Annotated in this window: 26 protein-coding genes; 8 read left to right on the top strand and 18 right to left on the bottom strand. The window is 67.9% G+C overall.

The features are described 5' to 3' along the window. Positions 1-12: 12 nt before the first annotated feature. From pstB to pstC, 3 genes are read right to left on the bottom strand one after another with little or no spacing between them, the layout of a single operon-like run. A complete protein-coding gene (gene pstB / locus ABOZ73_RS13765) occupies positions 13-834 on the bottom strand; it encodes a phosphate ABC transporter ATP-binding protein PstB (RefSeq protein WP_369058700.1) in 822 nt (273 codons plus the stop codon). Continuing rightward, positions 831-1,676, bottom strand: coding sequence for a phosphate ABC transporter permease PstA (gene pstA / locus ABOZ73_RS13770; RefSeq protein ID WP_369058701.1), 846 nt, complete (start codon positions 1,674-1,676; stop codon positions 831-833). Before pstA ends, pstB begins: the two co-directional genes overlap by 4 nt. Next, positions 1,676-2,644: a phosphate ABC transporter permease subunit PstC gene (gene pstC, locus ABOZ73_RS13775; protein WP_369058702.1), complete on the bottom strand. Its 969-nt coding sequence runs from the start codon at positions 2,642-2,644 to the stop codon at positions 1,676-1,678. The genes pstA and pstC overlap by 1 nt, the downstream gene beginning before the upstream one ends. Positions 2,645-2,995: 351 nt before the next feature. Between pstC and ABOZ73_RS13780 the strand changes: the two genes are divergently transcribed. Further along, entirely contained in the window at positions 2,996-3,418 is a 423-nt protein-coding gene (locus ABOZ73_RS13780; RefSeq protein ID WP_369058703.1) for a CBS domain-containing protein, read from the top strand. A 56-nt stretch (positions 3,419-3,474) separates the two neighbouring features. On the opposite strand, the gene phoB is transcribed toward ABOZ73_RS13780, so the two are convergent. From phoB to ychF, 6 genes are all read right to left on the bottom strand, one after another. Beyond that, complete coding sequence (gene phoB, locus ABOZ73_RS13785; RefSeq protein ID WP_369058704.1) at positions 3,475-4,161, bottom strand: phosphate regulon transcriptional regulator PhoB; 687 nt, start codon at positions 4,159-4,161, stop codon at positions 3,475-3,477. Continuing rightward, positions 4,158-4,859: a phosphate signaling complex protein PhoU gene (gene phoU / locus ABOZ73_RS13790; RefSeq protein ID WP_369058705.1), complete on the bottom strand. Its 702-nt coding sequence runs from the start codon at positions 4,857-4,859 to the stop codon at positions 4,158-4,160. The genes phoB and phoU overlap by 4 nt, the downstream gene beginning before the upstream one ends. A 65-nt stretch (positions 4,860-4,924) precedes the next feature. Beyond that, the gene (locus tag ABOZ73_RS13795; RefSeq protein ID WP_369058706.1) at positions 4,925-6,046 is read right to left on the bottom strand and encodes an ATP-binding protein; all 1,122 of its coding nucleotides are present in this window, start codon (positions 6,044-6,046) and stop codon (positions 4,925-4,927) included. 3 nt (positions 6,047-6,049) lie between these two features. Further along, positions 6,050-6,727: a dienelactone hydrolase family protein gene (locus ABOZ73_RS13800; RefSeq protein ID WP_369058707.1), complete on the bottom strand. Its 678-nt coding sequence runs from the start codon at positions 6,725-6,727 to the stop codon at positions 6,050-6,052. A gap of 3 nt (positions 6,728-6,730) precedes the next feature. Next, positions 6,731-7,408 (bottom strand): dienelactone hydrolase family protein, encoded by a 678-nt coding sequence (locus ABOZ73_RS13805; RefSeq protein ID WP_369058708.1) that lies wholly within the window; start codon positions 7,406-7,408, stop codon positions 6,731-6,733. 91 nt (positions 7,409-7,499) lie between these two features. Next, positions 7,500-8,600: a redox-regulated ATPase YchF gene (gene ychF, locus ABOZ73_RS13810; protein WP_369058709.1), complete on the bottom strand. Its 1,101-nt coding sequence runs from the start codon at positions 8,598-8,600 to the stop codon at positions 7,500-7,502. Between the two features lie 159 nt (positions 8,601-8,759). On the opposite strand from ychF, the gene ABOZ73_RS13815 reads away from it, so the two are divergent. Then, entirely contained in the window at positions 8,760-9,593 is an 834-nt protein-coding gene (locus ABOZ73_RS13815) for a pirin family protein (protein ID WP_369058710.1), read from the top strand. A gap of 9 nt (positions 9,594-9,602) precedes the next feature. Here ABOZ73_RS13815 and ABOZ73_RS13820 read toward each other — a convergent pair whose 3' ends face one another. The 6 genes from ABOZ73_RS13820 to ABOZ73_RS13845 form a co-directional block, all read right to left on the bottom strand. After that, positions 9,603-10,451 carry an alpha/beta fold hydrolase gene (locus tag ABOZ73_RS13820; protein WP_369058711.1) on the bottom strand — a complete coding sequence of 283 codons (849 nt, stop codon included), beginning with the start codon at positions 10,449-10,451 and terminating at the stop codon, positions 9,603-9,605. 28 nt (positions 10,452-10,479) lie between these two features. Beyond that, entirely contained in the window at positions 10,480-10,716 is a 237-nt protein-coding gene (locus ABOZ73_RS13825) for a helix-turn-helix domain-containing protein (protein ID WP_369058712.1), read from the bottom strand. After that, positions 10,716-11,309, bottom strand: coding sequence for a DUF2975 domain-containing protein (locus tag ABOZ73_RS13830; RefSeq protein ID WP_369058713.1), 594 nt, complete (start codon positions 11,307-11,309; stop codon positions 10,716-10,718). The genes ABOZ73_RS13825 and ABOZ73_RS13830 overlap by 1 nt, the downstream gene beginning before the upstream one ends. A 66-nt stretch (positions 11,310-11,375) precedes the next feature. Further along, positions 11,376-11,987, bottom strand: coding sequence for an aminoacyl-tRNA hydrolase (gene pth, locus ABOZ73_RS13835; RefSeq protein WP_369058714.1), 612 nt, complete (start codon positions 11,985-11,987; stop codon positions 11,376-11,378). Positions 11,988-12,074: 87 nt separating this feature from the next. Further along, positions 12,075-12,677: a 50S ribosomal protein L25/general stress protein Ctc gene (locus ABOZ73_RS13840; RefSeq protein ID WP_369058715.1), complete on the bottom strand. Its 603-nt coding sequence runs from the start codon at positions 12,675-12,677 to the stop codon at positions 12,075-12,077. A gap of 133 nt (positions 12,678-12,810) precedes the next feature. Beyond that, entirely contained in the window at positions 12,811-13,833 is a 1,023-nt protein-coding gene (locus ABOZ73_RS13845; protein ID WP_369058716.1) for a hypothetical protein, read from the bottom strand. A gap of 248 nt (positions 13,834-14,081) precedes the next feature. Between ABOZ73_RS13845 and ABOZ73_RS13850 the strand changes: the two genes are divergently transcribed. The 4 genes from ABOZ73_RS13850 to ABOZ73_RS13865 all read left to right on the top strand — a co-directional run bounded on the left by ABOZ73_RS13850 (position 14,082) and on the right by ABOZ73_RS13865 (position 17,175). Further along, positions 14,082-14,501 (top strand): DUF4870 family protein, encoded by a 420-nt coding sequence (locus tag ABOZ73_RS13850; protein WP_369058717.1) that lies wholly within the window; start codon positions 14,082-14,084, stop codon positions 14,499-14,501. A 138-nt stretch (positions 14,502-14,639) separates the two neighbouring features. Beyond that, positions 14,640-15,131, top strand: a complete 492-nt coding sequence (locus ABOZ73_RS13855; RefSeq protein ID WP_369058718.1) for a MarR family winged helix-turn-helix transcriptional regulator — start codon at positions 14,640-14,642, stop codon at positions 15,129-15,131. Further along, a complete protein-coding gene (locus tag ABOZ73_RS13860; RefSeq protein ID WP_369058719.1) occupies positions 15,128-15,829 on the top strand; it encodes a response regulator in 702 nt (233 codons plus the stop codon). Before ABOZ73_RS13855 ends, ABOZ73_RS13860 begins: the two co-directional genes overlap by 4 nt. Beyond that, a complete protein-coding gene (locus ABOZ73_RS13865; protein WP_369058720.1) occupies positions 15,829-17,175 on the top strand; it encodes an ATP-binding protein in 1,347 nt (448 codons plus the stop codon). The genes ABOZ73_RS13860 and ABOZ73_RS13865 overlap by 1 nt, the downstream gene beginning before the upstream one ends. Here the strand turns inward: ABOZ73_RS13865 and ABOZ73_RS13870 are convergent, their stop codons facing one another. From ABOZ73_RS13870 to ABOZ73_RS13880, 3 genes are all read right to left on the bottom strand, one after another. Continuing rightward, on the bottom strand, positions 17,176-18,615 hold the full coding sequence (locus tag ABOZ73_RS13870) for an aldehyde dehydrogenase family protein (protein ID WP_369058722.1): 1,440 nt from the start codon (positions 18,613-18,615) through the stop codon (positions 17,176-17,178). A 93-nt stretch (positions 18,616-18,708) separates the two neighbouring features. Continuing rightward, positions 18,709-19,179: an NUDIX domain-containing protein gene (locus tag ABOZ73_RS13875; protein WP_369058723.1), complete on the bottom strand. Its 471-nt coding sequence runs from the start codon at positions 19,177-19,179 to the stop codon at positions 18,709-18,711. Between the two features lie 158 nt (positions 19,180-19,337). Beyond that, a complete protein-coding gene (locus ABOZ73_RS13880; protein WP_369058724.1) occupies positions 19,338-20,141 on the bottom strand; it encodes a response regulator in 804 nt (267 codons plus the stop codon). Positions 20,142-20,216: 75 nt separating this feature from the next. On the opposite strand from ABOZ73_RS13880, the gene ABOZ73_RS13885 reads away from it, so the two are divergent. Beyond that, entirely contained in the window at positions 20,217-20,963 is a 747-nt protein-coding gene (locus tag ABOZ73_RS13885) for an SDR family oxidoreductase (protein ID WP_369058725.1), read from the top strand. An 11-nt stretch (positions 20,964-20,974) separates the two neighbouring features. Then, positions 20,975-21,382 carry a dihydroneopterin aldolase gene (gene folB / locus ABOZ73_RS13890; RefSeq protein WP_369058726.1) on the top strand — a complete coding sequence of 136 codons (408 nt, stop codon included), beginning with the start codon at positions 20,975-20,977 and terminating at the stop codon, positions 21,380-21,382. Positions 21,383-21,457 lie beyond the last annotated feature (75 nt).

The raw sequence follows: 21,457 nt of genomic DNA on the forward strand, positions 1-21,457 counted from the left end.
TCTTCCTGAGGGTTAGCCGAAGCGGCCGGTGACGTAGTCACGGGCCCGCTGGGTGACGGGATTGGTGAACATCTGCTCGGTCGGGCCGAACTCGACGAGGTTCCCCAGGTACATCAGGCCCGTGTAGTCCGAGCAGCGCGCCGCCTGGCCCAGGTTATGGGTCACGATGACGATCGTGTAGTCGGTCTTCAGCAGGGCGATGGTCTCTTCCAGGCGCGCCGTAGAGATCGGGTCCAGCGCCGAGGCCGGCTCGTCCAGCAGCAGCACTTCGGGCTTGATGGCGATGGCGCGGGCGACGCACAGGCGTTGCTGCTGACCGCCCGACAGGCCCAGGCCCGATTCCTTGAGCTTGTCCTTCACCTCGTCCCACAGGGCGGCGCGGCGCAGGGCCTCCTCGACGCGGGCGTCGGTCTCGGCCTTGGACAGCTTCTCGTACAGGCGCATGCCGAAGGCGACGTTGTCGTAGATCGACATCGGGAACGGGGTCGGCTTCTGGAACACCATGCCGACGCGCGAGCGCAGGGTCGGCAGGTCCAGGGCCGAGCCCAGGATGTCCTCGCCGTCCAGCAGGATCTTCCCGCTGGCCTTCTGGCCTGGATACAGCGCGTACATGCGGTTCAGCGTGCGCAGCAGGGTGGACTTGCCGCAGCCCGACGGGCCGATCAGGGCGGTCACCGCGTTGCGCGCGAAGCCGACGCTGACCCCGTGCAGGGCGTGCTTGGTGCCGTAGTAGAAGTTCAGGTCCTGGATATCGACCTTCACCTGATCGGCTGGAACCGGCGTGATGGCGGTTTCGGGCGCGCCGTCGTGCGAGGTGGAGAGGGGGGCGTTCATGAGCGGCGGGGCTCCCTGGCGACGAAGCGCGCGATGATGGTGACGGCCAGTACGGTGATGGCGATGAGCAGGGCGCCGGCCCAGGCGAGGCGGCGCCAGTCGTCATAGGCGCTGAGCGCGTACTGGTAGATGACGGCCGGCAAGCTGGCCGTCGGCTTGCCCATGTCGAGGCTGAAGAACTGGTTGTTCAGGGCGGTGAACAGAAGCGGGGCGGTCTCGCCCGTGATGCGGGCGAAGGCCAGCAGCGCGCCGGTCAGGATGCCGCCGCCGGCCGAGCGCCACAGCACCGACAGGATGGTGCGCCACAGGGGCGTGCCCAGGGCGACCGCCGACTCCCGCAGCGCGCCGGGCTGCAGCAGCAGCACGTCTTCGGTGGCGCGGGTGATGACCGGCGCCGCCAGCAGGGCCAGGGCCGCCGCGCCGGCATAGCCGGAGAAGCCGCCGAACGGCGAGACGAGGATGCCGTAGATGAACAGGCCGATCAGGATCGACGGCGCCGACAGCAGCACGTCGTTCAAGAAGCGGACGACCGCGCCGTACTTGCTGTCGCCGGCGTACTCGGCCAGCCAGGTGCCGGCCAGGACGCCGATGACCAAGGCGCCGGCCATGCCCAGGGCGCACATCATCAGCGAGCCGAGGATGGCGTTGCGAAGGCCGCCCTCCGACCCGGGGGCCGGGGTGTCCTTGGTGAAGACGGCCATGTCGAGGCCGCCGAGGCCCTGGCTCAGCAGCGACCACAGGATGGCCGCCAGGAAGGCGAGGGCGATGAAGGTGACCAGATAGCAGCCTGCGGAGAACAGGCCGTTGGCGATCTGGCGTTGGGCGGCGCGGGCGGATTTCATCAGTGCTTGCTCTGGCCGATCAGCAGCCGGGCCATGCCCAGGACCGCGAAGGTGATGACGAACAGCATGAGGCCCAGCGCCAGCAGCGACGAGGTGTGCGCCAGGCTGGTGGCCTCGGTGAACTCGTTGGCGATGGTCGAGGCGATGGTCGATCCGCTGTCGAAGATCGACTTGGGGAAGCCGTGCGAATTGCCGATGATGAAGGTCACCGCCATGGTCTCGCCCAGGGCGCGGCCCAGGCCCAGCATCACCGCGCCGATGGCGCCGCGGCGGACGTAGGGCAGGGTCACCGAGGAGACGACCTCGAGCCGCGTGGCGCCCAGGCCATAGGCGCTTTCGCGCACCTGCGGCGGCACGGTCAGCAGCAGCTCGCGCAGCATGGCGGCCATGAACGGCAGGATCATGATCGCCAGGATGATGGCGGCGGCCAGGATGCCGGTGCCGTTCGGAATGCCGGCCACCAGCTTTTCCCAGATCGAACCGGGCGCGGCCGCGGTCATCAGCGGCACCTGGACGTGCTTGGAGAAGAACGGGGCGAACACGAACAGGCCCCACATGCCGTAGACGATGGACGGGATGCCGGCGAGCAGCTCGACCGCCGTGCCGATCGGGCGGCGCAGGACGGTGGGGCACAGCTCCACCAGGAAAATGGCGACGCCGAAGGCGATGGGCAGCGAGATCATCAGCGCCAGGGCGGCTGTGATGATCGTCCCGACCAGCGGACCCGCCGCGCCATAGACGTCGGTCACCGGGTTCCACTCGGAAGAGGTGAGGAAGCTCAGGCCCATGTTCTGGAAGGCGGGCCAGCCGCCGATCGCCAGGGTGACGATCACGCCGCCGAGGGCGGCCAGCAGGGCGGTCGCCGCGCCGAAGCACAGGGCCTGGAAGATGGGGTCGAAGCTCGCGCCCTTCGGCCGTGCGGCGCGGGGCGGCTTCAGGCCCGTTGAGGCGTCTGCGGTCAAGGTCATCAGGCCTTCCAAAGGGGTGGTCGCGAACGCCGTTGACGTTCGCGACCGAGGGTCTTCCGGGGGAGGATCAGTTGCAAGCGACAGCGGCGATCGGCTGGGCCGAGGGCGCGGCCAAGAAATGTCGGTTCATCGCCGTCTCCTGCCGCTTCGACGCTGGTTCGTTGCTTCGACAGCGGCGTTTAGTGTCGGTCAGCGACGCTTCTATGTGAGTTATGTGATGGTTTGATGACAGCGTGCGCGGCGCCACGGGAAGCTGGGCTTCAGGGCCGCGTGGCGGATGGGCGCAGGCAAGCTGGACGGAACGTTTCATGGCAGGCGGACGCTTCTAGGGCTCCAACAAGGAGAACCGCCGTGAAAGTCAGCGAAGTCATGACGGCTCAAGTCGTCACCGCCAAACCGAACACCCCGATCCGCGAGATCGCGCGCATGATGGCCGAGATCGACAGCGGCGCCGTGCCGGTCGTCGAGGAAGGCAAGGTCGCGGGCCTGATCACCGACCGCGACATCGTCGTGCGTCTCGTCGCCAAGGGCGGCGACCTTGAGGGCCCGGTGTCCGAGGTGATGAGTTCCGATATCCAGAGCTGCCGCGAGGACGACAACCTCGCCGACGCCACCGCCAAGATGGCCAGCCAGAGCGTGCGCCGCCTGGTGGTGCTGAACGACGCCGGCCGTCTGTCCGGCATTCTGTCTCTGGGCGACGTGGCCCAGGACTATGGCGCGAAGGTCGTCGGCGCGACCCTGGACGAAATCTCGTCCGCGCCCGCCGACCACTAGACGCGGACGGCCGATAGAAGATGCGCCGCGCTCCTGATGGGGCGCGGCGTTTTTCATCAGCTCAGGTCGAGGGCGTAGCCCGCCGAGCGTACGGTGCGGATCGCATCGATGTCGGCGTTGGCGTTCAGCGCCTTGCGCAGGCGGCCGACATGAACGTCGACGGTGCGCAGGTCGATATAGACGTCCGGACCCCAGACGGCGTCCAGCAGACGCTCGCGGCTGAACACCCGGCCGGGGTGCTGCAGGAAGTAGTCCAGCAGCTTGAACTCCGTCGGACCAAGCTTCACCTCGCGGCCGCCGCGCTTAACGCGGTGGGCGACGCGGTCCATGACGATGTCGCCGTGGGCCAGCTGGTCGTCGGTCAGGCCCGGGCGGCTGCGGCGCAGCAGGGCGCGGACGCGGGCGGTCAGCTCGGTCATGCCGAACGGCTTGACCAGATAATCGTCGGCGCCGGTGTCGAGGCCGCGGACCTTGTCCGTTTCCTCGCTGCGGGCCGTCAGCATGATGATCGGCACGTTGCGGGTCTGGGCGCGGCCGCGCAGGCGGCGGCAGACCTCGATGCCCGAGACCTTGGGCAGCATCCAGTCGAGCACGACCAGATCGGGCGTATCCTCGCCCATGCGCAGGATGGCGTCCTCCCCATCGGCGGCGTGCGTGACGCGATAGCCTTCCTTCTCCAAGTTGTACTGAAGCAGGGCGGCGAGGGCGTCTTCATCCTCGACGACGAGAAGGTGCGGTTTCACAACGCAAGGTCCTCTATCGGTGGGGTGTCCAGCGAGCTCCACTTGGGACGCTGCGCCGTCAGTTCTTCGCCGGTGATCTCGAAGTGGATGATCTCGGCGATGTTGGTTGCGTGATCGCCGATCCGCTCGAGGTTCTTGGCGATGAACAGCAGGTGGGCGCCGGTCTGCACCGTCGCCGAATCCTGTCGCATCAGTTCCAGAAGCTCGCGGAACAGGCTCTCGTAATGGTCGTCGACTTCCTCGTCGCGGCGCCAGACGCCCAGCGCGCGGTCGAAGTCGCTGACCGCATAGGCGTCGACCACCTCGTTGAGGCGGGACGACACCAGGCGGCCCATGCGCTCGATGGCGCGCATGATGGTGGTGGGGTCGGCGTCGGCCAGGACCAGGCTGCGCTTGGCGATGTTGCGCGCCAGGTCGCCGCAGCGTTCCAGGTTCATGGCCAGCTTCATGGCCGACACCGCGCGGCGCAGGTCGACGCCGCTGGGGCCGTAGGAAGCGATGAGGGCGATGGCCCGACGTTCGATATCGGCCTGCATGGCGTCGAGGCGCACGTCGCGCTCGATCAGCTGACGGGCCATGCCGGTATCGCGCTTGGCCAGGCAATCGACCGCATCGGCGACCTGGGCTTCGGCAAGGCCGCCCATTCGGGTCACTTCAGCAGCAAGTTGGCGAAGTTCGTCGGCGCATGATGCGTCCACGGGCGGTCTCCGAGCACAGTGTCACCTAATAGCGGCGGCACATGACAGTTTTGCGACGGTGAGCGCTAGTGTGTGACAGGAAAATAGGCCGTGAACGTCGTTCCCTGGCCTTCGGCGCTTTCCACGACCAAGCCGCCGCGGTGGCGGTTGACGATATGTTTGACGATGGCGAGGCCCAGGCCCGTTCCCAGGCGCTCCCCGCTCTTCTGCCCCTCGACTCGATAGAACCGCTCCGACAGGCGCGGCAGGTTCTGGCGCGCGATGCCGGGGCCGTCGTCGGACACCCGGATCACCACATAGCGGCCATCCGCCGCATCGGGCGTCAGCAGGGACAGGCGCGCGGCGCCGGGGCGCGAGGGGGTGGCGGCGGAGCCCGCCGGCGCGACCAGGACCTCCACCCGGACCTCGCCGGTGTCGGGTGAATATTTGGCCGCGTTGTCGATCAGGTTCTGCAGGACCTGCACCACCTGGTCCCGGTCGCCGAGAATCATCGGTGTGGGCACGGGGATGGTCGGGACAATTCGGACGCCGCGCTGGGCGTGCATCGGACCGCTGGCGCTCATCACGTCGTGGATGGCCGACTTCACATCGACCTCGCCGGACGGCGGGATGTGCTCGTTCAGCTCGATCCGGCTCAGCGACAGCAGGTCGTCGATCAGGCGCGCCATGCGTCCGGCCTGGGCGGCCATGATGCCGAGGAAGCGGTCGCGGGCGGCGGGGTCGTCCTTGGCGTGGCCCTGCAGGGTCTCGACGAAGCCTGTCAGGGAGGCGAGCGGCGTGCGCAGCTCGTGGCTGGCGTTGGCCAGGAAGTCGGCGCGCATGCGCTCGTTGCGTCGGGCGTCGGTCTCATCGCGCAGGATCAGCAGGACCTGGCGGATGCCGCTGGCGGTGTTGGGCAGGGGACGGACAAGCGCCCGCCACCAGCGCGGCTGGGCGCCGTAGGTTTCGTAGTCGGCCTCGGCCCCGCCGTCGCTCAGGCCCTGGTCCACCGCCTCCAGCAGGCGCGGGTGGCGCAGCACGGACACCAGAGGCGCGCCCTCGGCGGGAATGCGCAGCAGGGTCTGGGCCGCCGTGTTGGCGAAGGTGATGGTCCGGTCCGACGGATCGTTCAGGGCGCCGGCGGCGACCACCATGACCGGATCGGGAAGGCGTTCGACGATTTCGCCGGCGTCGGGCGCCTGGGGCATGCTTCAGACCTCGCCTTTGGCGCCGGCGGCGCGATGGAACAGCTGCAGGCTGCGCAGGCGCGCAAGCTGTGCAGCGTCGTTCACGTATTCGGCGGGTGCGACAAACGCGTGACCAGCGTCATAAAAATAGACGGGCAGGTCGGGGAAGGCCGCGACGATGCGGTCAGACAGGGCCGGCGGGATCAACTCGTCGCGTTTTCCCAGGTGCAGGATCAGCGGAACCTTGGGCGCCTCGTCCAGGTGCTCGACGATCTGGTGGCCGTAGAAGGCCGACACCGCCGTCACCCCGGAGCAGCGCGCCGCCGCCACCCAGGCCGCCGTGCCGCCCCAGCAGAAGCCCATGATGAAGACCGGCTGCTTCAGCCAGTCGATCGCCGCCTGGATGTCGCCCGCCGTCCTGTCCCAGTCGGTGCGGTTTCCGAAATCCACCTTACGCGCCCGGGCGGCGGGATCGATGTCCACGTCCGGAAAGCCGCGCTCGAAGCGGTCGAGCAGGCTGGGGACCAGCACCTCATAGCCCTGGTCGGCATAGGACTGGGCCAGGGTGCGCAGATGGGGCGTCACCCCCCAAATGGCGTGCAGGATGACCAACCCCCCGCGCCGCGCGTCGGTCGGTGCGACGTGAAAGGCGTCGAAGACATGCCCGTCGGCGGGGTTGGTCAGTTGAACCACGTCACCCATGGGTCACCCGGCGTTGGCGGCGAAGAGTTCGCGGGTCAGGCGTCGGGCCTCGACCGCATCGCCGTGGTCGGAGTCCGGCCGGCCCTCGTTGTTGAAGCCGTGGCCGGATTTTTCCCAGATGTGGACCGGGACGTCGGGATGATGCTTGCGGATCGTGGCGGCGACGCTGTCTGCCGGAATGTGCGCGTCCTTGGCGCCCAGATGGATGATCACCGGACAGTTCAGGTCGAGGTCGGCGTTCTCCGCCACCAGGCTGCCGTAATAGCTGGCCGCCGCCGACAGACGCTGGCAACGCCCCGCCGCCAGCCACGCCAGCGACCCGCCGTAGCAGTAGCCGACCACGAACACCGGGCCGCGCGGATGCAGCTCGTCGATGCAGGCCTGGATGTCGGAAAGCGCCGTGCCCAGCGGGTGGGACAGGGCGTGGTTGCGGCCGCGGGCGAACCCCTCGGCGTCATGCTCGGCCACGAAGCCGGCCTCGTAGCGGTCGAACAGAGCGGGGGCGATCACCTCGTACCCCGCCTGAACCCAGCGCTCGACGTCCACATGGATGTAGGCGTCGAGGCCGAAGATCTCCTGCAGCACCACCACCCCGCCGATCGCCTCGCCATCCGGGACGGCGTGAAGAGCAGTGAACTCGAACCCGTCGCGCGGGCTCTTCAGGGTGATGGTCCTGATCATCCTATTCTCCCGCCGCTCTTCCCCGCGAAGGCGGGGATCCAAGCTGACATTCAGAATGGGCCCCCGCCTTCGCGGAGGTGAGCGGATTTATTTAGACGTTGAAGCGGAAGTGCATCACGTCGCCGTCCTTGACGACATACTCCTTGCCTTCCGAACGCATCTTGCCGGCTTCCTTGGCGCCCGCTTCACCGCCCAGCTTGACGAAATCGTCGAAGGCGATGGTTTCGGCGCGGATGTAGCCCTTCTCGAAGTCGGTGTGGATGACGCCGGCGGCCTGCGGGCCGGTGTCGCCGACATGGATCGTCCAGGCGCGGGCTTCCTTGGGGCCGACCGTGAAATAGGTCTGCAGGCCCAGCAGGTTGTAGGCCTCGCGGATCAGGCGGTTCAGGCCGGGCTCTTCGAGGCCCAGGGTCTCCAGGAACTCGGCGCGTTCGGCGGCTTCGAGCATGGCGATCTCGCTCTCGATCTGCGCGGAGATCACCACGGACTTGGCCTTGTCCTTGGCGGCGCGTTCGGCGACCAGGTCGGAGAACTTGTTGCCCTTGTCGGCCGAGCCTTCATCGACGTTGCAGACATAAAGCGCCGGCAGCGAGGTGAGAAGCTGCAGCATGTGCCAGGCCTTCTCGTCCTCCTTGTCCACGGTCGCGGCGCGGGCCGGGCGGCCTTCGCGCAGCTGGGCCAGGGCCAGGTTGATCAGGCGCAGGGTGTTGGCGGCTTCCTTGTCGCCGCCCGACTTGGCCTTTTTCTCGATGGCCGGCAGACGCTTTTCCAGGCTCTCCAGGTCGGCCAGCATCAGCTCCATTTCGATGATCTCGAGATCGCTGAGCGGGTCGATGCGGCCCTCGACGTGGGTGATGTCGTCGTCCTCGAAGCAGCGGGCGACGAAGGCCACGGCGTCACAGTCGCGGATGTTGGCCAGGAACTGGTTGCCCAGGCCTTCGCCCTTCGACGCGCCGCGCACCAGGCCGGCGATGTCGACGAAGGTGATGCGGGCCGGGATGATCTCCTTGGAGCCGGCGATCTTGGCCAGGGCGTCCAGGCGCGGCTCGGGCACCGCCACGTCGCCGGTGTTCGGCTCGATGGTGCAGAACGGATAGTTGGCCGCCTGGGCGGCCGCCGTCTGGGTCAGGGCGTTGAACAGGGTCGATTTGCCCACGTTGGGCAGACCGACGATGGCGACTTTCAGGGCCATGGAGCACTCGCAGATTTCGTTGGCGCGCGACCTAGCACGGATGGGCGGTTTGGCGAAACGCCCAGGGGGGGCGAGCGGGGGCGAAGGCCCGGCGGCAAGGGGGCCTTGAAACCATCTGTAACAGCGACGATATCATTCGCTCGAACCTAGGAGCATCCCATGAGCAGCGTCCGTCCTGTCATCAAGCTGGTCAAAGGCGTCCCGACCTCGGACGGCGACGGCGTGCGGCTGACCCGTGTGCTGGGCACGCAGGAAGCGCAGATGTTCGATCCGTTCCTGATGCTCGACTGCTTCGACACGGCTGAGGCCTCCGACTATGTCGGCGGCTTCCCGGACCACCCGCACCGGGGGTTCGAGACGGTCACCTACATGCTGGAGGGCCGCATGAAGCATGCGGACAACACCGGCCGTGAAGGGATCATCGGCACCGGCGGCGTCCAGTGGATGCGCGCCGGTCGCGGCATCATCCATTCGGAGATGCCGCTGCAGACCGACGGCCGCATGCGCGGCTTCCAGCTGTGGGTGAACCTGCCCGCCGAGCTGAAGATGAGCGCGCCCGGCTATCAGGAGTTCGAGGCCGACAGCATTCCGGTGGAGGCCCGCGAGGGCGGCGTGACCGTCAAGGCCATCGCCGGGACCACCAGCGAAGGCTCCGTGGGACCCGTCGGCGGCGGCGCGGTGGACGCGCTCTACTTCGACATCACGATCCCCGCCGGCGCCCGCTTCGAGGAGCCGGTCGGCGATGAGCGCGCGGCCATGCTGGCGGTCTATGAGGGCTCGGTTCGCGTGGCCCATGACCAGATCGACGCCCTGACCGGCGTCTTCCTGGGCACGGGCGGCCGCGTGGTGGTCGAGGCCAAGACCTACGCCCGCCTGCTGCTGATCGCCGGCAAGCCGATCAACGAGCCGGTCTTCTGGCACGGCCCCTTCGTGATGAACACGCGCGAGGAGATCGTCCAGGCGGTCAACGACTTCAACGCCGGGCGGTTCTGAGGCTAAGCCTCAGGGCTCCGCACGGACGAAGGCGGCGATGCGGTCGGCGAACGCCTTGGGCTGTTCGACGTACATGAAGTGACCCGTGGCCGTGACGACCTCGAGCTTTGCGCCCGGGATCAGGGTTTCCAGTTCGCGGGCCTGCTCGTGGACGTTCTCGATGTCCGCCTCTCCGACCAGGATCAGGGTCGGCGCCTTGACCTCGCCCAGCCGAGGCTTGGCGTCGACCATGAAACGCTCCTTGTTTCCGGCTCCGAAGTTGTGGGGATTGGCCTTGATCCAGGCGACCACGCGTTGACGCTCGGCGTCGGCGTTCTTGCTCAGGATATAGGGATCGCGGGCCGCGCCCTCGATGTCGCCCGCCTTGAAGAGCGCCGCCAGCTTCAGGCCCCGCGCCATGAAGGCGAGGGAGGGTTTGAAGCCCGCCACCCAGGGCCCGACAAGGACAAGACCATCCACGGCTTGCGGGTGAGCCAGCGCGAAATCCACCGCCACGCCGCCTCCGGCGGACGAGCCGACCAGGGTGGCGCGCTCGACCTGGAGCGTCTTGAGAAGCTGCTCCAGATCCCGGGCGGGCTGATAGGTCGCGGCGGCGGCTGGTGATGCGCCATAGCCGCGACGGTCATAGCGAATGACCCGAAATTGTTCGCACAGCAGCGGCTGCACATCGTCAAAGGCCGCCGAATGCAGGATGCCGTCGTGGATCAGGACGATCGTCTTCGGTCCGGAACCGCAGACGTCATAGGCCAGCTTGCCGCCCTCGACCTCGACAAAGGCCGGCTCGGCATGGGCCGGGACGGCGCTGAGCAGCAGGCATGCGGCCGCGATCGCCCGAATGGGCGTTGAAAGAAAGCGCATTTGAATCTCCGAGTTTAAGGGGCGGGGGTCAGCCCGCCTGTCTCAGTTCTTCCTCGCCGCCCTCGGGCGCGTATTCGAGGATGTCGCCGGGCTGGCAGTCGAGATAGCGGCAGATGGCGTCGAGGGTGGAGAAGCGCAGGCCTTTCACCTTGCCGGATTTGAGCAGGGAAAGGTTGGCTTCGGTGATGCCGATGGCGCGGGCCAGGGCGTTCGAGCGCACCTTGCGGCGGGCCATCATCACGTCGAGTCGCAGAATGATCGGCATCAGACGAAGGCCTCCCGGTCTTCCTCGATCTCGCGGCCGACCTGCATCACCTGGGCGATGACAAAGACCAGCAGGCCGAGAATGAAGGCCTGGACGCTGGCCAGATGCATCCATTTCTTGTCGATCTCCCATCCCGTGGCGCTGAGGAACAGGTGGCAGGCCAGCGGCGCGACGGCGTAGGCGCAGAGCCACACGCCCACCTGGCCGATGAGCCAGCCGTTGCGGCGGCCGAAGACCTCGCCCTGTCCGTAGAGGCTGAACAGCTCCCGCAGACGCCAGAAGATCATCAGGCTGGGCGCGATGCGCGCAACGCCGACCGCCGCGTAGGCCAGGCGATGGGGGAGCGACAGGGTGTGGAAGGGGACCGAGTCGGCCGATCCCTTGCCGATCCATACGGCGTTGGAGCCGATGCGGTAGTCGTCGCCGGAATAGAGAACGATTCCGGCGATCAGGACCGCCGCGACCGTCCCCACCAGGACCAGCAGCCCGGTGAACAGCCATGACAGCGCACGGCTGGCAACTCTGAGACGCTGGTGGTGTGCGGCGGTCGGAAGCGCGACGGGCGCGGGCTTCAACTGGATGACGGTGGTCATGCGATCCTCCCGTCACCATGGATTCAACAGAAAAAACTTTCTGTCAAACGATATGAAGCTTGAGCCTTAGTTCTCGCGCTTCCGCGGATCGGCCTTGGGCGCGGGGGCCAGGCGCATGATCTCGGCCTGGTAGCGTTCGTCATCGCCGACAGCGGCGAAGGGCAGGGCGTCTGCGACGGCGTCCAGCATGGGATCGAGCCACTGGTGGTCGACCTTGTGGAAGTCGCCCAGGACGTAGTGCATCACCGCGTCCTTGTGGCCGGGGTGGCCGACGCCGATGCGGCCTCGGCGAAAGCCGTCGCCGATCTGGCTGGTGACCGAGCGGATGCCGTTGTTGCCGGCCGCGCCGCCGCCCGACTTCATGCGGAAGCGTCCGGGGGCCATGTCGATCTCGTCGTGAAAGACGATGACGTCCGCAGGCTGCAGCTTGAAGAACTTCATGGCCTCGCCCACGGCGCGGCCGCTCTCGTTGTAGTAGGTCTTGGGCTTGAGCAGCAGCAGCTTGACCGGACCGTCAGGGGTGCTGACCGAGCCTTCGCACGCCATCCCCTGGAAACGGGTGCGCCACGGGGCGGTCGACCATTTGCGCGCCAGGGCGTCGACGGCCATGAAGCCGACGTTGTGGCGGTTCTTCTCGTACTTGCCCTCGGGATTGCCGAGGCCGGCGAGGATCAGCATGGCGTGTTCTCACGATCCCAAACGAAATCGCCCGCGAAGGCGTGACCTTCGCGGGCGATAAACGATTCAGCCCCGAAGGGAGAAGCTTTAGGCTTCGGTGGCGGCTTCTTCAGCGGCTTCCGACATCGCGGCCGACGAGACCTTGATGTTGGCGATCACGAAGTCGCGGTCCAGGGCCGGCTTCACGCCATTGGCGAGCTTGATTTCCGACATGCGGATGGTGTCGCCGATGTTGTGGGTCGACAGATCGACGACCAGCTCTTCCGGAATGGCGTTGGCCGGGCAGGACAGCTCGACCGTGTGACGCACGACTTCCAGCGAACCGCCGGCCTTCAGGCCCGGCGAGGTTTCGTGGTTCTTGAAGTGAACCGGCACTTCGATCTTGATCGTCTGCGACTCGTCCACGCGGTACAAGTCGAAGTGGATCGGCTCATCCGTGACCGGATGGAACTGGATGTCCTTGGCGATGACCGGCTGGGTCTCTTCGCCGTACTTCAGGGTCACCAGGTGGCCCGACAGCTTGCCCGTATAGAGCGCCTTGCGGAACTCGTTCGAGCGAACCTCGATCATGACGGGCTTTTCGCCGCCGCCGTAGAGGACGCCGGGAACCTTGCCAGCATTGCGGGACGCGCGGGCGCCGCCGGTGCCGGCGCGCTCACGGACTTCGACGTTCAGAACGATCTCGGCCATAGGTCTTTTCTCAAAACGAAACGCCGCGCGTGATATCCGCGCGGTGATAGTCGGATGAATAGGGTGCGGCTAGATACACGAGGGCGCGGGACGTTGCAACGCCCCGCGCGACTTCTAAATCGAATGGGGCCTGTCAGCCCTTCTTCTTGGCCGGCGCCTTCTTCTTCACCGGGGCCTTAACCGGCGTCGGGGGCGGCGGGATATAGGGCATGGCCGCGCCGGAGCTCTTGATGAGGCACTGGCCGGTGTCCATCAGGATGTGCTGGCCGACGCAGAACACGTCTTCATAGTGCGGCTTGGCCACGGCCAGGCACTGATACAGGTTCAGCTTGGCCAGGTTCAGGCACTGGCCCGCCACGGGTTCGGCCAGCAGCGGCTGGACGGTCGCCATCTGCATGTCGCCCGCCTCGCCCAGGGCCGCCAGGGCGGCCACGGCCAGGCCGCGGATCACCAACTGGGTGTAGGGCGGCGGCGCAGAGGCTGGGGTCAGGCCCAGGGGGGTGACGCCGGTGCTGACCTGATGCAGGCGCGCGGTTTCGTCCTGGGGCGCCAGGGCCGGGGTGGCGGACAGAGCCTTGGCCTCGGCCAGGCGGGCTTCGCGGTTGGAGACGGCGGCCAGGGACCACTTCTGGCGCTGGATGTCATAGGCGGCCTGCTTCACCGCGCGGCCGTTCATGTAGACTTGCGTGGCGTCGGTCCCGAGGGCCGAGATGATCAGGCCGGCGGCGGTGTCCGAGCCGCGGATGACCACGGCATAGGCCGGATCGCGCAGAATCTGCTGGGTGACCTGCTGGCGTTGGCTCTGGTTGGCGGCGAACTCGCGCACCGCCGAAACGAAGGCCGGATCCTGCAGCGCGATCACGGCGGCGTAGGCGACCGCGCCGGACACCAGCTGGCGGCTTTCATAAGACGCGCCGACCTTGACCGCCTGGGCGACCTGGCCGCCGTCGGTGAAGGCGGCGGAAACCGCGCCGGCGCTTTGCATGTAGCCGCGATAAGCGGCGGCCTGCTCGACGATGCGCGGGGAAAGCGTGATCGGCGGCGGCACATAGGCCACGGGCGGCGGGGGCGGCGGCGGTGCGGGAGACGCGCAAGCGGCCAGCACGGCAAGCAAGCTGAGGCCCGCCAGGGCCTTAACGCGGCTATTTCGAATCATCTGGCGGAGATCCTCGAAAATTGAATGAGTTAGCGCCGATTACGCGGCGGTCCGGGCGACAGTGTGACGGTGGATCGTTAACCCTGTTTTTACAAGCTGAGCCACGACGCCATGATCGAACGCAAAACAAGCTGGGGCGTTCAACGTCCTGCGACGGAAGGTTTCCGATCTTTCACAAAGTGTCGAAGGCTTAATTTGCTTCCGCGCGGGGTTCGGTCGCAAAATCCGATCATAGAAAAGGAGACCACATGATCGACGCCACCCCCGAAACCGTCATTCCCGCCGCGCCCGTCGCGGCCAGCGAAGACCGTCTTCTCCCGGGGATCGTCTACGCTCTGTACCTGCTCGGGTTCTCGAACGGGCTGACCTTCATCATCGGCGTGATCCTCGCCCACGTGCAGGAAGGGTCGGCCGGCCCCAAGATGAAGAGCCACTACACGTTCCTGATCCGGACGTTCTGGATCGCCGCCGCCGCGTTCCTCGCCGCCTGCGCCGTGTTCGCGGTCAGCATCCCGCTGAGCTTCCTGCTCATCGGCATCCCGGGCCTGGTCGTCAGCGGCCTGTTCATGGGCGCGATCGCGATCTGGTTCCTGGTGCGGACCATCGTCGGCCTGGTCTACCTGGCGCGTGACGAAGCCTATCCGCGCCCCAACGCCTGGCTGGTCTAACGTCCGGCTGAACTGAAGAAGGCGCCCGTCCCGCAAAAAAAGCGGGGCGGGCGTCGCCTTGCGGGAAAGGCCGTTCTCCGCCACCGTGCGAGGCTGTCCGCCGCCTCCCGGCGCGACCGACATCCTGGAGACCCTGGCATGAGTGCGCCGGCCGATCCGCGGCTTATCCTTCGTGACGATGAACTGGACTCCGGCCTGGAGCTGATCCTGCTGGCCGAGGCTGGAATCTGGGCGGCTGTCGACGCCGCCCTGGAGGCCGAGGACAAGGGCTTGGGCCGCTCGCACTGGCGCGCCGCCCTGCTGCTGCGCCGCCGGCCGGCCGTGGGCGTGCAGGAACTGGCCCGCCTGACCGGCCTGTCCAAGCAGGCCGCCAGCCGCACTCTGTCGGACCTGGAAAAGGCCGGCTACGTCCACAAGACCGCCGGCGATCTGGACGCCCGCCGCCGCACGACCGAACTGACGTCCGAGGGCGCGGCCTTCGAGACGCGGATCAGCGAACGCCTGCGCGCCGTGGTCGCCAAGGCCTATCGCACCGGAGGGCTGGATGGGGTGGCCGGCTCGCGGCGCATCCTGGCGGCCCTGGCCGGGCCCAGGGTTTCCATCGGTATTCGCCGGAGCGAAGCGGCATGACCCCAGCCGAAGCGCGTGACCGTCACCTGCTGGTCGTCGACGACGACGACCGCATCCGCAACCTGATCAAGGAATACCTGGCCCGAGCCGGTTTCCGCGTCACCGCCGCCCAGGACGCGGCGGCCGCGCGCAAGCTGATGGACGCCTTCGATTTCGATCTGGTGGTGCTGGACGTGATGATGCCGGGCGAGGACGGCTTTTCCTTCACCAAGGCCCTGCGCGCCCGCGCGGGCGACATGGGCCGCACGCCGATCCTGATGCTGACCGCCCGTGACCATGCCTCCGACCGGATCGAGGGCCTGACCCTGGGCGTCGACGACTACCTGTCCAAGCCGTTCGAGCCGCAGGAGCTTTTGCTGCGCATCGAGGCGATCCTGCGACGGGCCGGCCCTCGGGTGACCTTGTCCGAAAGCCTGATGATGGGCGACTGCGCCTTCGACCCTGACCGGGGCGAGCTGACCCGCGCGGGCGAGCCCGTGCGTCTGACCGAGGCGGAGATCGAGCTGCTGCGCCAGCTGGCCCGCGCCGCGCACGAGCCGGTGGACCGCATGGACCTGGCCCGCGACGCCGCCGACATCACCGGCCGCGCCGTCGATGTCCAGGTGACCCGCCTGCGCCGCAAGATCGAGCCCGACCCGAAGAACCCCCGCTACCTCCAGACGGTGCGCGGCATCGGATATCGCCTGGCGCCGGATTGATGCGCCGCTGGTTCAGGATCTTCTGGCCCCGGCTGATGCGGCGCTATGTGCCGACCTCGCTGTTCGGGCGCAGCCTGCTGATCATCATCCTGCCCATCGCCCTGATGCAGATGGCGGTGACCTGGGCCTTCTTCGACGCCCACTGGGAGACGGTGAACAGCCGGCTTTCCGAGGGGCTCGCCGGCGAAGTCGCCTGGGCGGTCGAGAGCTATCAGGACGATCCCCGGCCCGAGGCCCTGGCGCGGCTGGAGCAGCGGGCGGAGGACTCCCTATCCCTCTCCATCGCCCTGCAGCCGGGCCGGGAGCTGCCGATCGGCAAGCGCGCCGCTCTGTTCGCGGCCGTGGACCGGTCCCTGCAGCGGGCGCTGTCGGGACGGCTGGACGAGCCGTTCTGGTTCGACGCGTCCGACCGCTATCCAGCCTATGTCGATATTCGGGTGAAGGTGGACCAGGGCGTCCTGCGGATCATCGCGCCCCGCGACCGGGCGGTGGCGACGCAGGGCCACATCTTCGTGCTTTGGATGGCGGGGGCGACCTTGCTGTTGACGGCGGTGGCCCTGCTGTTCATCCGCAACCAGGTGCGCGCCATCGAGCGCCTGGCCGAGGCGGCGGACACCTTCGGACGGGGCGGAGACGCGCCGGCTTTCAAGCCCTGGGGCGCGCGCGAGGTGCGTCAGGCGGCGCAGGCCTTCCTCGCCATGAAGGCCCGCATCCAGCGCCATATCGAACAGCGCACGACCCTGCTCGCCTCGGTCAGCCATGACCTGCGCACGCCGCTGACCCGCCTCAAGCTGGAGCTGGCCCTGGCCGAGCCCAGCCCCCGGATCGAGGCGATGAAGCGCGATCTGGCCGAGATGGAGCACATGATCGACGAGTATCTGGCCTTCGCCCGGGGCGAGGGCGGCGAGGCGGTGGAGATGGCCTCCCTTCGCGCCCTGATCGAAGAGGTCAGCGAGGGCGCGGCGCGGGCCGGCGCGCGGGTCAGCGTCGACGCCGATCCGCAGCTGGAAGTCGCCGTGCGGCCCAACGCCCTGAAGCGCGCCCTGTCCAACCTGGTGATGAACGCCGCCGTCCATGGCGAACGGGTCGAGGTCGCCGCCCGGCGCAGCCCGGCCGGCGGGGTCGAGATCCTGGTGGACGACGACGGCCCCGGCATTCCGGCCGAGCGCTACGAGGAGGCCTTTCGCCCCTTCAACCGGCTCGATGAATCCCGCAACCAGAATGAAAAGGGCGTCGGCCTGGGCCTGGCCATCGCCCGCGACGTCGCCCGCGGTCTGGGCGGCGACCTGGTGCTGGACCGGTCGCCGCTGGGAGGCCTACGGGCGGTGGTGCGGTTGCCGGGGTGACTATTCCGCAGCCGCCGGGGCGTTGAAGCCCAGCACGGCCTTGGTCTCCAGGAACTCCCCGAAGGCGTGGTCGCCCCATTCGCGGCCGTTGCCGCTCATCTTGTAGCCGCCGAACGGGGCCATCAGGTCGGGGCTGGCGCCGTTGAGGTTCACCTGGCCGGCCCGCAGGCGCGAGGCCACGGCGCGGACCTTGGCCGGATCGGTCCCCGAGACGTAGGCCGCCAGGCCGTACTCGGTGTCGTTGCCGATGGTCACCGCCTCATCCACCGTGTCGTAGCCGAGGATGGCGACCACGGGGCCGAAGATTTCTTCCTTGGCGATGGTCATGTCGTTGGTGACGTTGGCGAAGACGGTGGGCTTCACGTAGTAGCCCTTGTCCAGGCCCTCGGGCCGGCCGGGGCCGCCGGTGACCAGGGTGGCGCCTTCATCGACGCCCTTCTGGATCAGGCCCTGGATCTTGTTCCACTGCACCTCGGAGACCACCGGGCCCATCTTGGCGTTGCCGGTGGGGTCGCCGACGTTGAAGCCTTCGGCCGCCGCTTTGGCGATGCCGATCACCTCATCCATCTTGCCGGCCGGGACCAGCATGCGGGTGGGGGCGTTGCACGACTGGCCCGAATTCATCATCACCGACGAGACGCCGCCGGTGACCGCCTTGGCGAAGTCGGCGTCCTCCAGGATGATGTTGGGGCTCTTGCCGCCCAGCTCCTGGTGCACGCGCTTGACGGTCGGGGCGGCGGCGCGCGCCACCTCGATCCCGGCGCGGGTCGAGCCGGTGAAGGACACCATGTCCACTTCGGGGTGGCTGGAGATGGCGAAGCCCACGGTCGGGCCGTCGCCGTTGACCAGGTTGAACACCCCGGCCGGAACGCCGGCGGCGTGCAGGATCTCGGCGAAGATGTAGCCGCTGAACGGCGCCACTTCCGACGGCTTCAGCACCATGGTGCAGCCGACGGCCAGCGCCGGCGCGACCTTGCAGGCGATCTGGTTCACCGGCCAGTTCCACGGCGTGATGAATCCGCAGACGCCGATCGGCTCCTTCACTAGGCGGGTCGTGCCGCGATCTTCCTCGAAGCGGTAGTCCTTCAGCACCGCGATGGCGGTCTGGATGTGGCCGACGCCCATGGCGGCCTGGGCGCGCTGCGCCAGCCACGACGGGGCGCCCATCTCCTCGGTGATGGCTTTCGCCATGTCCTCGTAGCGCTTCTGGTATTCGGCGACGATGCGCTCCAAAAGGTCGATGCGCTCTTCGCGGCTGGTCTTGGAGAAGCTGTCGAAAGCCGCGCGGGCGGCCATCACCGCCGCGTCCACGTCGCTCTCCGAGCCCATGGAGATGCGGCCCGCGACCGTCTCATTGGCCGGATTGATGACGTCGAGGGTCTTGGCCGCCTTGGCCGATACCCAGGCGCCGTCGATGTAGAACTTCGTGTAGTCGCGCATCCGCCTGCTCCTGCCCTGTAGGGCCGCTGGATGCGGCCTCTGAAATTCAAACAATCATTCTAATGATCGTTGATCAGGTGGGAAGGGGCGCCGTCACCAGCGCAGGTCGGGCTGCGCCTTTCCCATGGCTTCCAGGATGCGGGCGCGGGTCGCCGGGGTCACCGTGTCGGGCAGGTTTTCGGGATCGAACCACTCGACCGCGGCGATCTCCCCGCGCGAGGTCAGGGGGCAGGGGCTCCAGCGGTCGATACGGTAGATCAGCACGTGATCGCCGCTGAACGCGTGGTCGTTGGAATGGAACGACAGCAGGCGCGGGCGGCCTTCCAGCCGCACGCCGGCCTCTTCCTCCATTTCGCGTGCCAGGGCGGCCTCGGCGGTCTCGCCGCGCTCCACCCCGCCGCCGGGCAGATACCAGCCGGGAAGATAGGTGTGCTCGACCAGCAGGACCCAGCCGGCCTCGTTCACCACCAGCCCGCGCACGCCCAGGGTCATGGCGCGGGTCGCCCGGGAATAGACCTTGAACAGCGGACGGGTGAACGGTTCGATGCGGCGACGCCAGGACATCGCGCTCCTATAGACGCCTGCGGGCTTGCCGTCCCCTTCCTCGGCGGCTAAAGCCCGGTTCGTACTTTCGGAGTTTCTGACATGCTCGCTCTCGCCGTCATCTTCGGTTTCATCGGCGTCATCTGCGCCCTGAACTTCTTCGAGTTCGGCCGCGTCGACTAACGACCGATCAAGGCGCGGAGCCGCTCCGCGCTGAACGGCTTGCGCAAAAGCCCCGCGAAGCCCGCCTGGTCCAGCACCCGGCGGCAGGCCGCGGGGTTCTCCGGCGCCAGGGCGAAGACCGCCGTACCGGGATGAGCGCCGCGCGCCGTCCGGGCCACGTCCAGGGCGTCCGACCCATCCTCATGCAGATCGACCAGCACCGCGGCGTAGGGCCCGGATGCCAGCAGGCGCAGCACCGCCTCCGGCCCCGTGGCCGATTCCACGGTGAAACCCGCCGCCGCCAGGGCCGCGTGAATCTCGATCCGCTGCGCATCGTCCCGTTCGACCAGCAGCACGCTGGGCGGGGCCAGGGGCGCGGGGATGATCAGCGACAGGGTCAGGCGGTCGCCCGCGATCCTGACCGTCAGTTCGGCCTCTCCATCTCGCGCCGTCGCGGCGGCGATGCGCAGAACGGGATGATGGATGGGGGTGGCGGGATCGATGGTGACGCCGGCCGCCACGCTGACCTCGGTGGGAATGCCGTCGGCCAGCACCGAGACGCCGCCCTTGCTGCAAAGCGCCGCCGCCGCCAGGACGACGGTGCGGAACAGGTCCGCGGCGGCTGGCTGGGCGATAAGGCGCGGCGCTCTCAGTTCGGGACAGAGGTTCAGCGAGACGGGCGTGTTCTGGCCGTCGAGGCTCTCGACGATGTGGACCGTGGTTTGATCGAACAGCAGGTGGAGGTCGCAACCTCGGGCGTCGTCCTTGCGGACCGCGAACTCAGCGGCTTCACTATCCGGCAGGGGAGCGCGACTAGCCATTCCCAGTCTCGTAGCGCGTGTTTTACAGCAACTCAACTGATGGTTGCGTTGTGAGGTTGAGAAAGGATGAAGCGCATGAAGGACAGGGGATGCGCCCTGGTGACGGGGGCGGCGCGCCGGATCGGACGCGCCCTGGCCCTGGAATGCGCGCGGGCCGGCTATGATGTCGTCGTCCACCATCGCGGCGCGGCCGAGGACGCCGCGCAAGTCGCCGCCGAGATCGAGGCCATCGGCCGCCGGGCCTTCGTCGCTCACGCCGACCTGACCCATGACGCGGAGCGTGACGCCCTGCTGTCGGTCGCGGACCAGCCGCTGACCCTGCTGGTCAACTGCGCCTCCCTATTCCAGGACGACCGCATCGACACCCTGACCGCCGACAGCTTCGATGCGCATCTGGGCGCCAACCTGCGGGCGCCGGTGCTGCTGGCCCAGGCCTTCGCCGCCCAGCTTCCGGCCGACGCCGAGGGGCTGATCGTCAACATCGTCGACCAGCGCGTCTGGCGGCCCAATCCGCAGTTCTTCAGCTACAGCCTGTCCAAGGCCGGCCTTTGGTGGGCGACCCAGACCTTGGCGCAAGGCTTGGCGCCGCGCATCCGGGTCAACGCCGTCGGGCCTGGCCCGACCCTGGCCTCGATCCACCAGAACAACGGCGAGTTCGACCACGAGGCCGCCAATGTCCCCCTGGGCCACGGCGCGTCGCCGGACGAGATCGCCGCAGCCCTTCGCTACCTCATTGACGCAAGGTCGGTGACGGGCCAGATGATCGCCGTCGACGGCGGCCAGCACCTTGCCTGGCGGACGCCCGACATCATCGGCGCGTGAAAGGCCGGACCGTGACCGCCCCCAGCCCTCTCCAGTTCTCCGCCAGTGAAACCCCCGCCGCCCGCGTGGTCGGGGTGAAGATTTTCGTGCGCGGCCTGGCCGTCGAGGCGGAGATCGGCGTCTACAAGCACGAGCATGGCCGCCTGCAGCCGCTGGTGGTGGATGTGGAGCTGGACGTGGCCGCCTTTGGCTTCGAGCGGCTGGCCGACACGGTGAATTATGAAACCGTCGGCGAGGCCGCCCGCGCCATCGTCGCCGAGGGGCGCATCGACCTGGTCGAGACCTTCGCCGAACGCCTGGCCCACGCCTGCCTCAGCGACAGCCGAGTGACCCGCGCCCGCGTGCGCGTGGAGAAACCCCTGGCCCTGGCCCCGCACGCCCAGGCGGCGGGGGTCGAGATCACGGTGGTTCGGGGGTAGCACGTCCTTCGAGACGCGGCCCATTAGCCGCTGCTCAGGTGACGAATTCAGCAACCCACGCGCGTGAGGCTGAGG

This window comes from Caulobacter sp. 73W, from assembly GCF_041021955.1.
GTDB lineage: Bacteria > Pseudomonadota > Alphaproteobacteria > Caulobacterales > Caulobacteraceae > Caulobacter.

What these genes read in the sequence shown, in the direction of transcription:
- ABOZ73_RS13820 (WP_369058711.1), bottom strand. Translation starts at nt 10,451, where the DNA reads ATGCGCTTTCTTTCAACGCCCATTCGGGCGATCGCGGCCGCATGCCTG.
- ABOZ73_RS13795 (WP_369058706.1), bottom strand. Translation starts at nt 6,046, where the DNA reads ATGCCCCAGGCGCCCGACGCCGGCGAAATCGTCGAACGCCTTCCCGAT.
- pstB (WP_369058700.1), bottom strand. Translation starts at nt 834, where the DNA reads ATGAACGCCCCCCTCTCCACCTCGCACGACGGCGCGCCCGAAACCGCC.
- ABOZ73_RS13875 (WP_369058723.1), bottom strand. Translation starts at nt 19,179, where the DNA reads ATGTCCTGGCGTCGCCGCATCGAACCGTTCACCCGTCCGCTGTTCAAG.
- ABOZ73_RS13845 (WP_369058716.1), bottom strand. Translation starts at nt 13,833, where the DNA reads ATGATTCGAAATAGCCGCGTTAAGGCCCTGGCGGGCCTCAGCTTGCTT.
- pstA (WP_369058701.1), bottom strand. Translation starts at nt 1,676, where the DNA reads ATGAAATCCGCCCGCGCCGCCCAACGCCAGATCGCCAACGGCCTGTTC.
- ABOZ73_RS13815 (WP_369058710.1), top strand. Translation starts at nt 8,760, where the DNA reads ATGAGCAGCGTCCGTCCTGTCATCAAGCTGGTCAAAGGCGTCCCGACC.
- ABOZ73_RS13830 (WP_369058713.1), bottom strand. Translation starts at nt 11,309, where the DNA reads ATGACCACCGTCATCCAGTTGAAGCCCGCGCCCGTCGCGCTTCCGACC.
- ABOZ73_RS13805 (WP_369058708.1), bottom strand. Translation starts at nt 7,408, where the DNA reads ATGATCAGGACCATCACCCTGAAGAGCCCGCGCGACGGGTTCGAGTTC.
- ABOZ73_RS13825 (WP_369058712.1), bottom strand. Translation starts at nt 10,716, where the DNA reads ATGCCGATCATTCTGCGACTCGACGTGATGATGGCCCGCCGCAAGGTG.
- ABOZ73_RS13885 (WP_369058725.1), top strand. Translation starts at nt 20,217, where the DNA reads ATGAAGGACAGGGGATGCGCCCTGGTGACGGGGGCGGCGCGCCGGATC.
- ABOZ73_RS13880 (WP_369058724.1), bottom strand. Translation starts at nt 20,141, where the DNA reads ATGGCTAGTCGCGCTCCCCTGCCGGATAGTGAAGCCGCTGAGTTCGCG.
- ABOZ73_RS13865 (WP_369058720.1), top strand. Translation starts at nt 15,829, where the DNA reads ATGCGCCGCTGGTTCAGGATCTTCTGGCCCCGGCTGATGCGGCGCTAT.
- ABOZ73_RS13860 (WP_369058719.1), top strand. Translation starts at nt 15,128, where the DNA reads ATGACCCCAGCCGAAGCGCGTGACCGTCACCTGCTGGTCGTCGACGAC.
- ychF (WP_369058709.1), bottom strand. Translation starts at nt 8,600, where the DNA reads ATGGCCCTGAAAGTCGCCATCGTCGGTCTGCCCAACGTGGGCAAATCG.
- ABOZ73_RS13850 (WP_369058717.1), top strand. Translation starts at nt 14,082, where the DNA reads ATGATCGACGCCACCCCCGAAACCGTCATTCCCGCCGCGCCCGTCGCG.
- ABOZ73_RS13840 (WP_369058715.1), bottom strand. Translation starts at nt 12,677, where the DNA reads ATGGCCGAGATCGTTCTGAACGTCGAAGTCCGTGAGCGCGCCGGCACC.
- pstC (WP_369058702.1), bottom strand. Translation starts at nt 2,644, where the DNA reads ATGACCTTGACCGCAGACGCCTCAACGGGCCTGAAGCCGCCCCGCGCC.
- ABOZ73_RS13870 (WP_369058722.1), bottom strand. Translation starts at nt 18,615, where the DNA reads ATGCGCGACTACACGAAGTTCTACATCGACGGCGCCTGGGTATCGGCC.
- pth (WP_369058714.1), bottom strand. Translation starts at nt 11,987, where the DNA reads ATGCTGATCCTCGCCGGCCTCGGCAATCCCGAGGGCAAGTACGAGAAG.
- ABOZ73_RS13855 (WP_369058718.1), top strand. Translation starts at nt 14,640, where the DNA reads ATGAGTGCGCCGGCCGATCCGCGGCTTATCCTTCGTGACGATGAACTG.
- ABOZ73_RS13800 (WP_369058707.1), bottom strand. Translation starts at nt 6,727, where the DNA reads ATGGGTGACGTGGTTCAACTGACCAACCCCGCCGACGGGCATGTCTTC.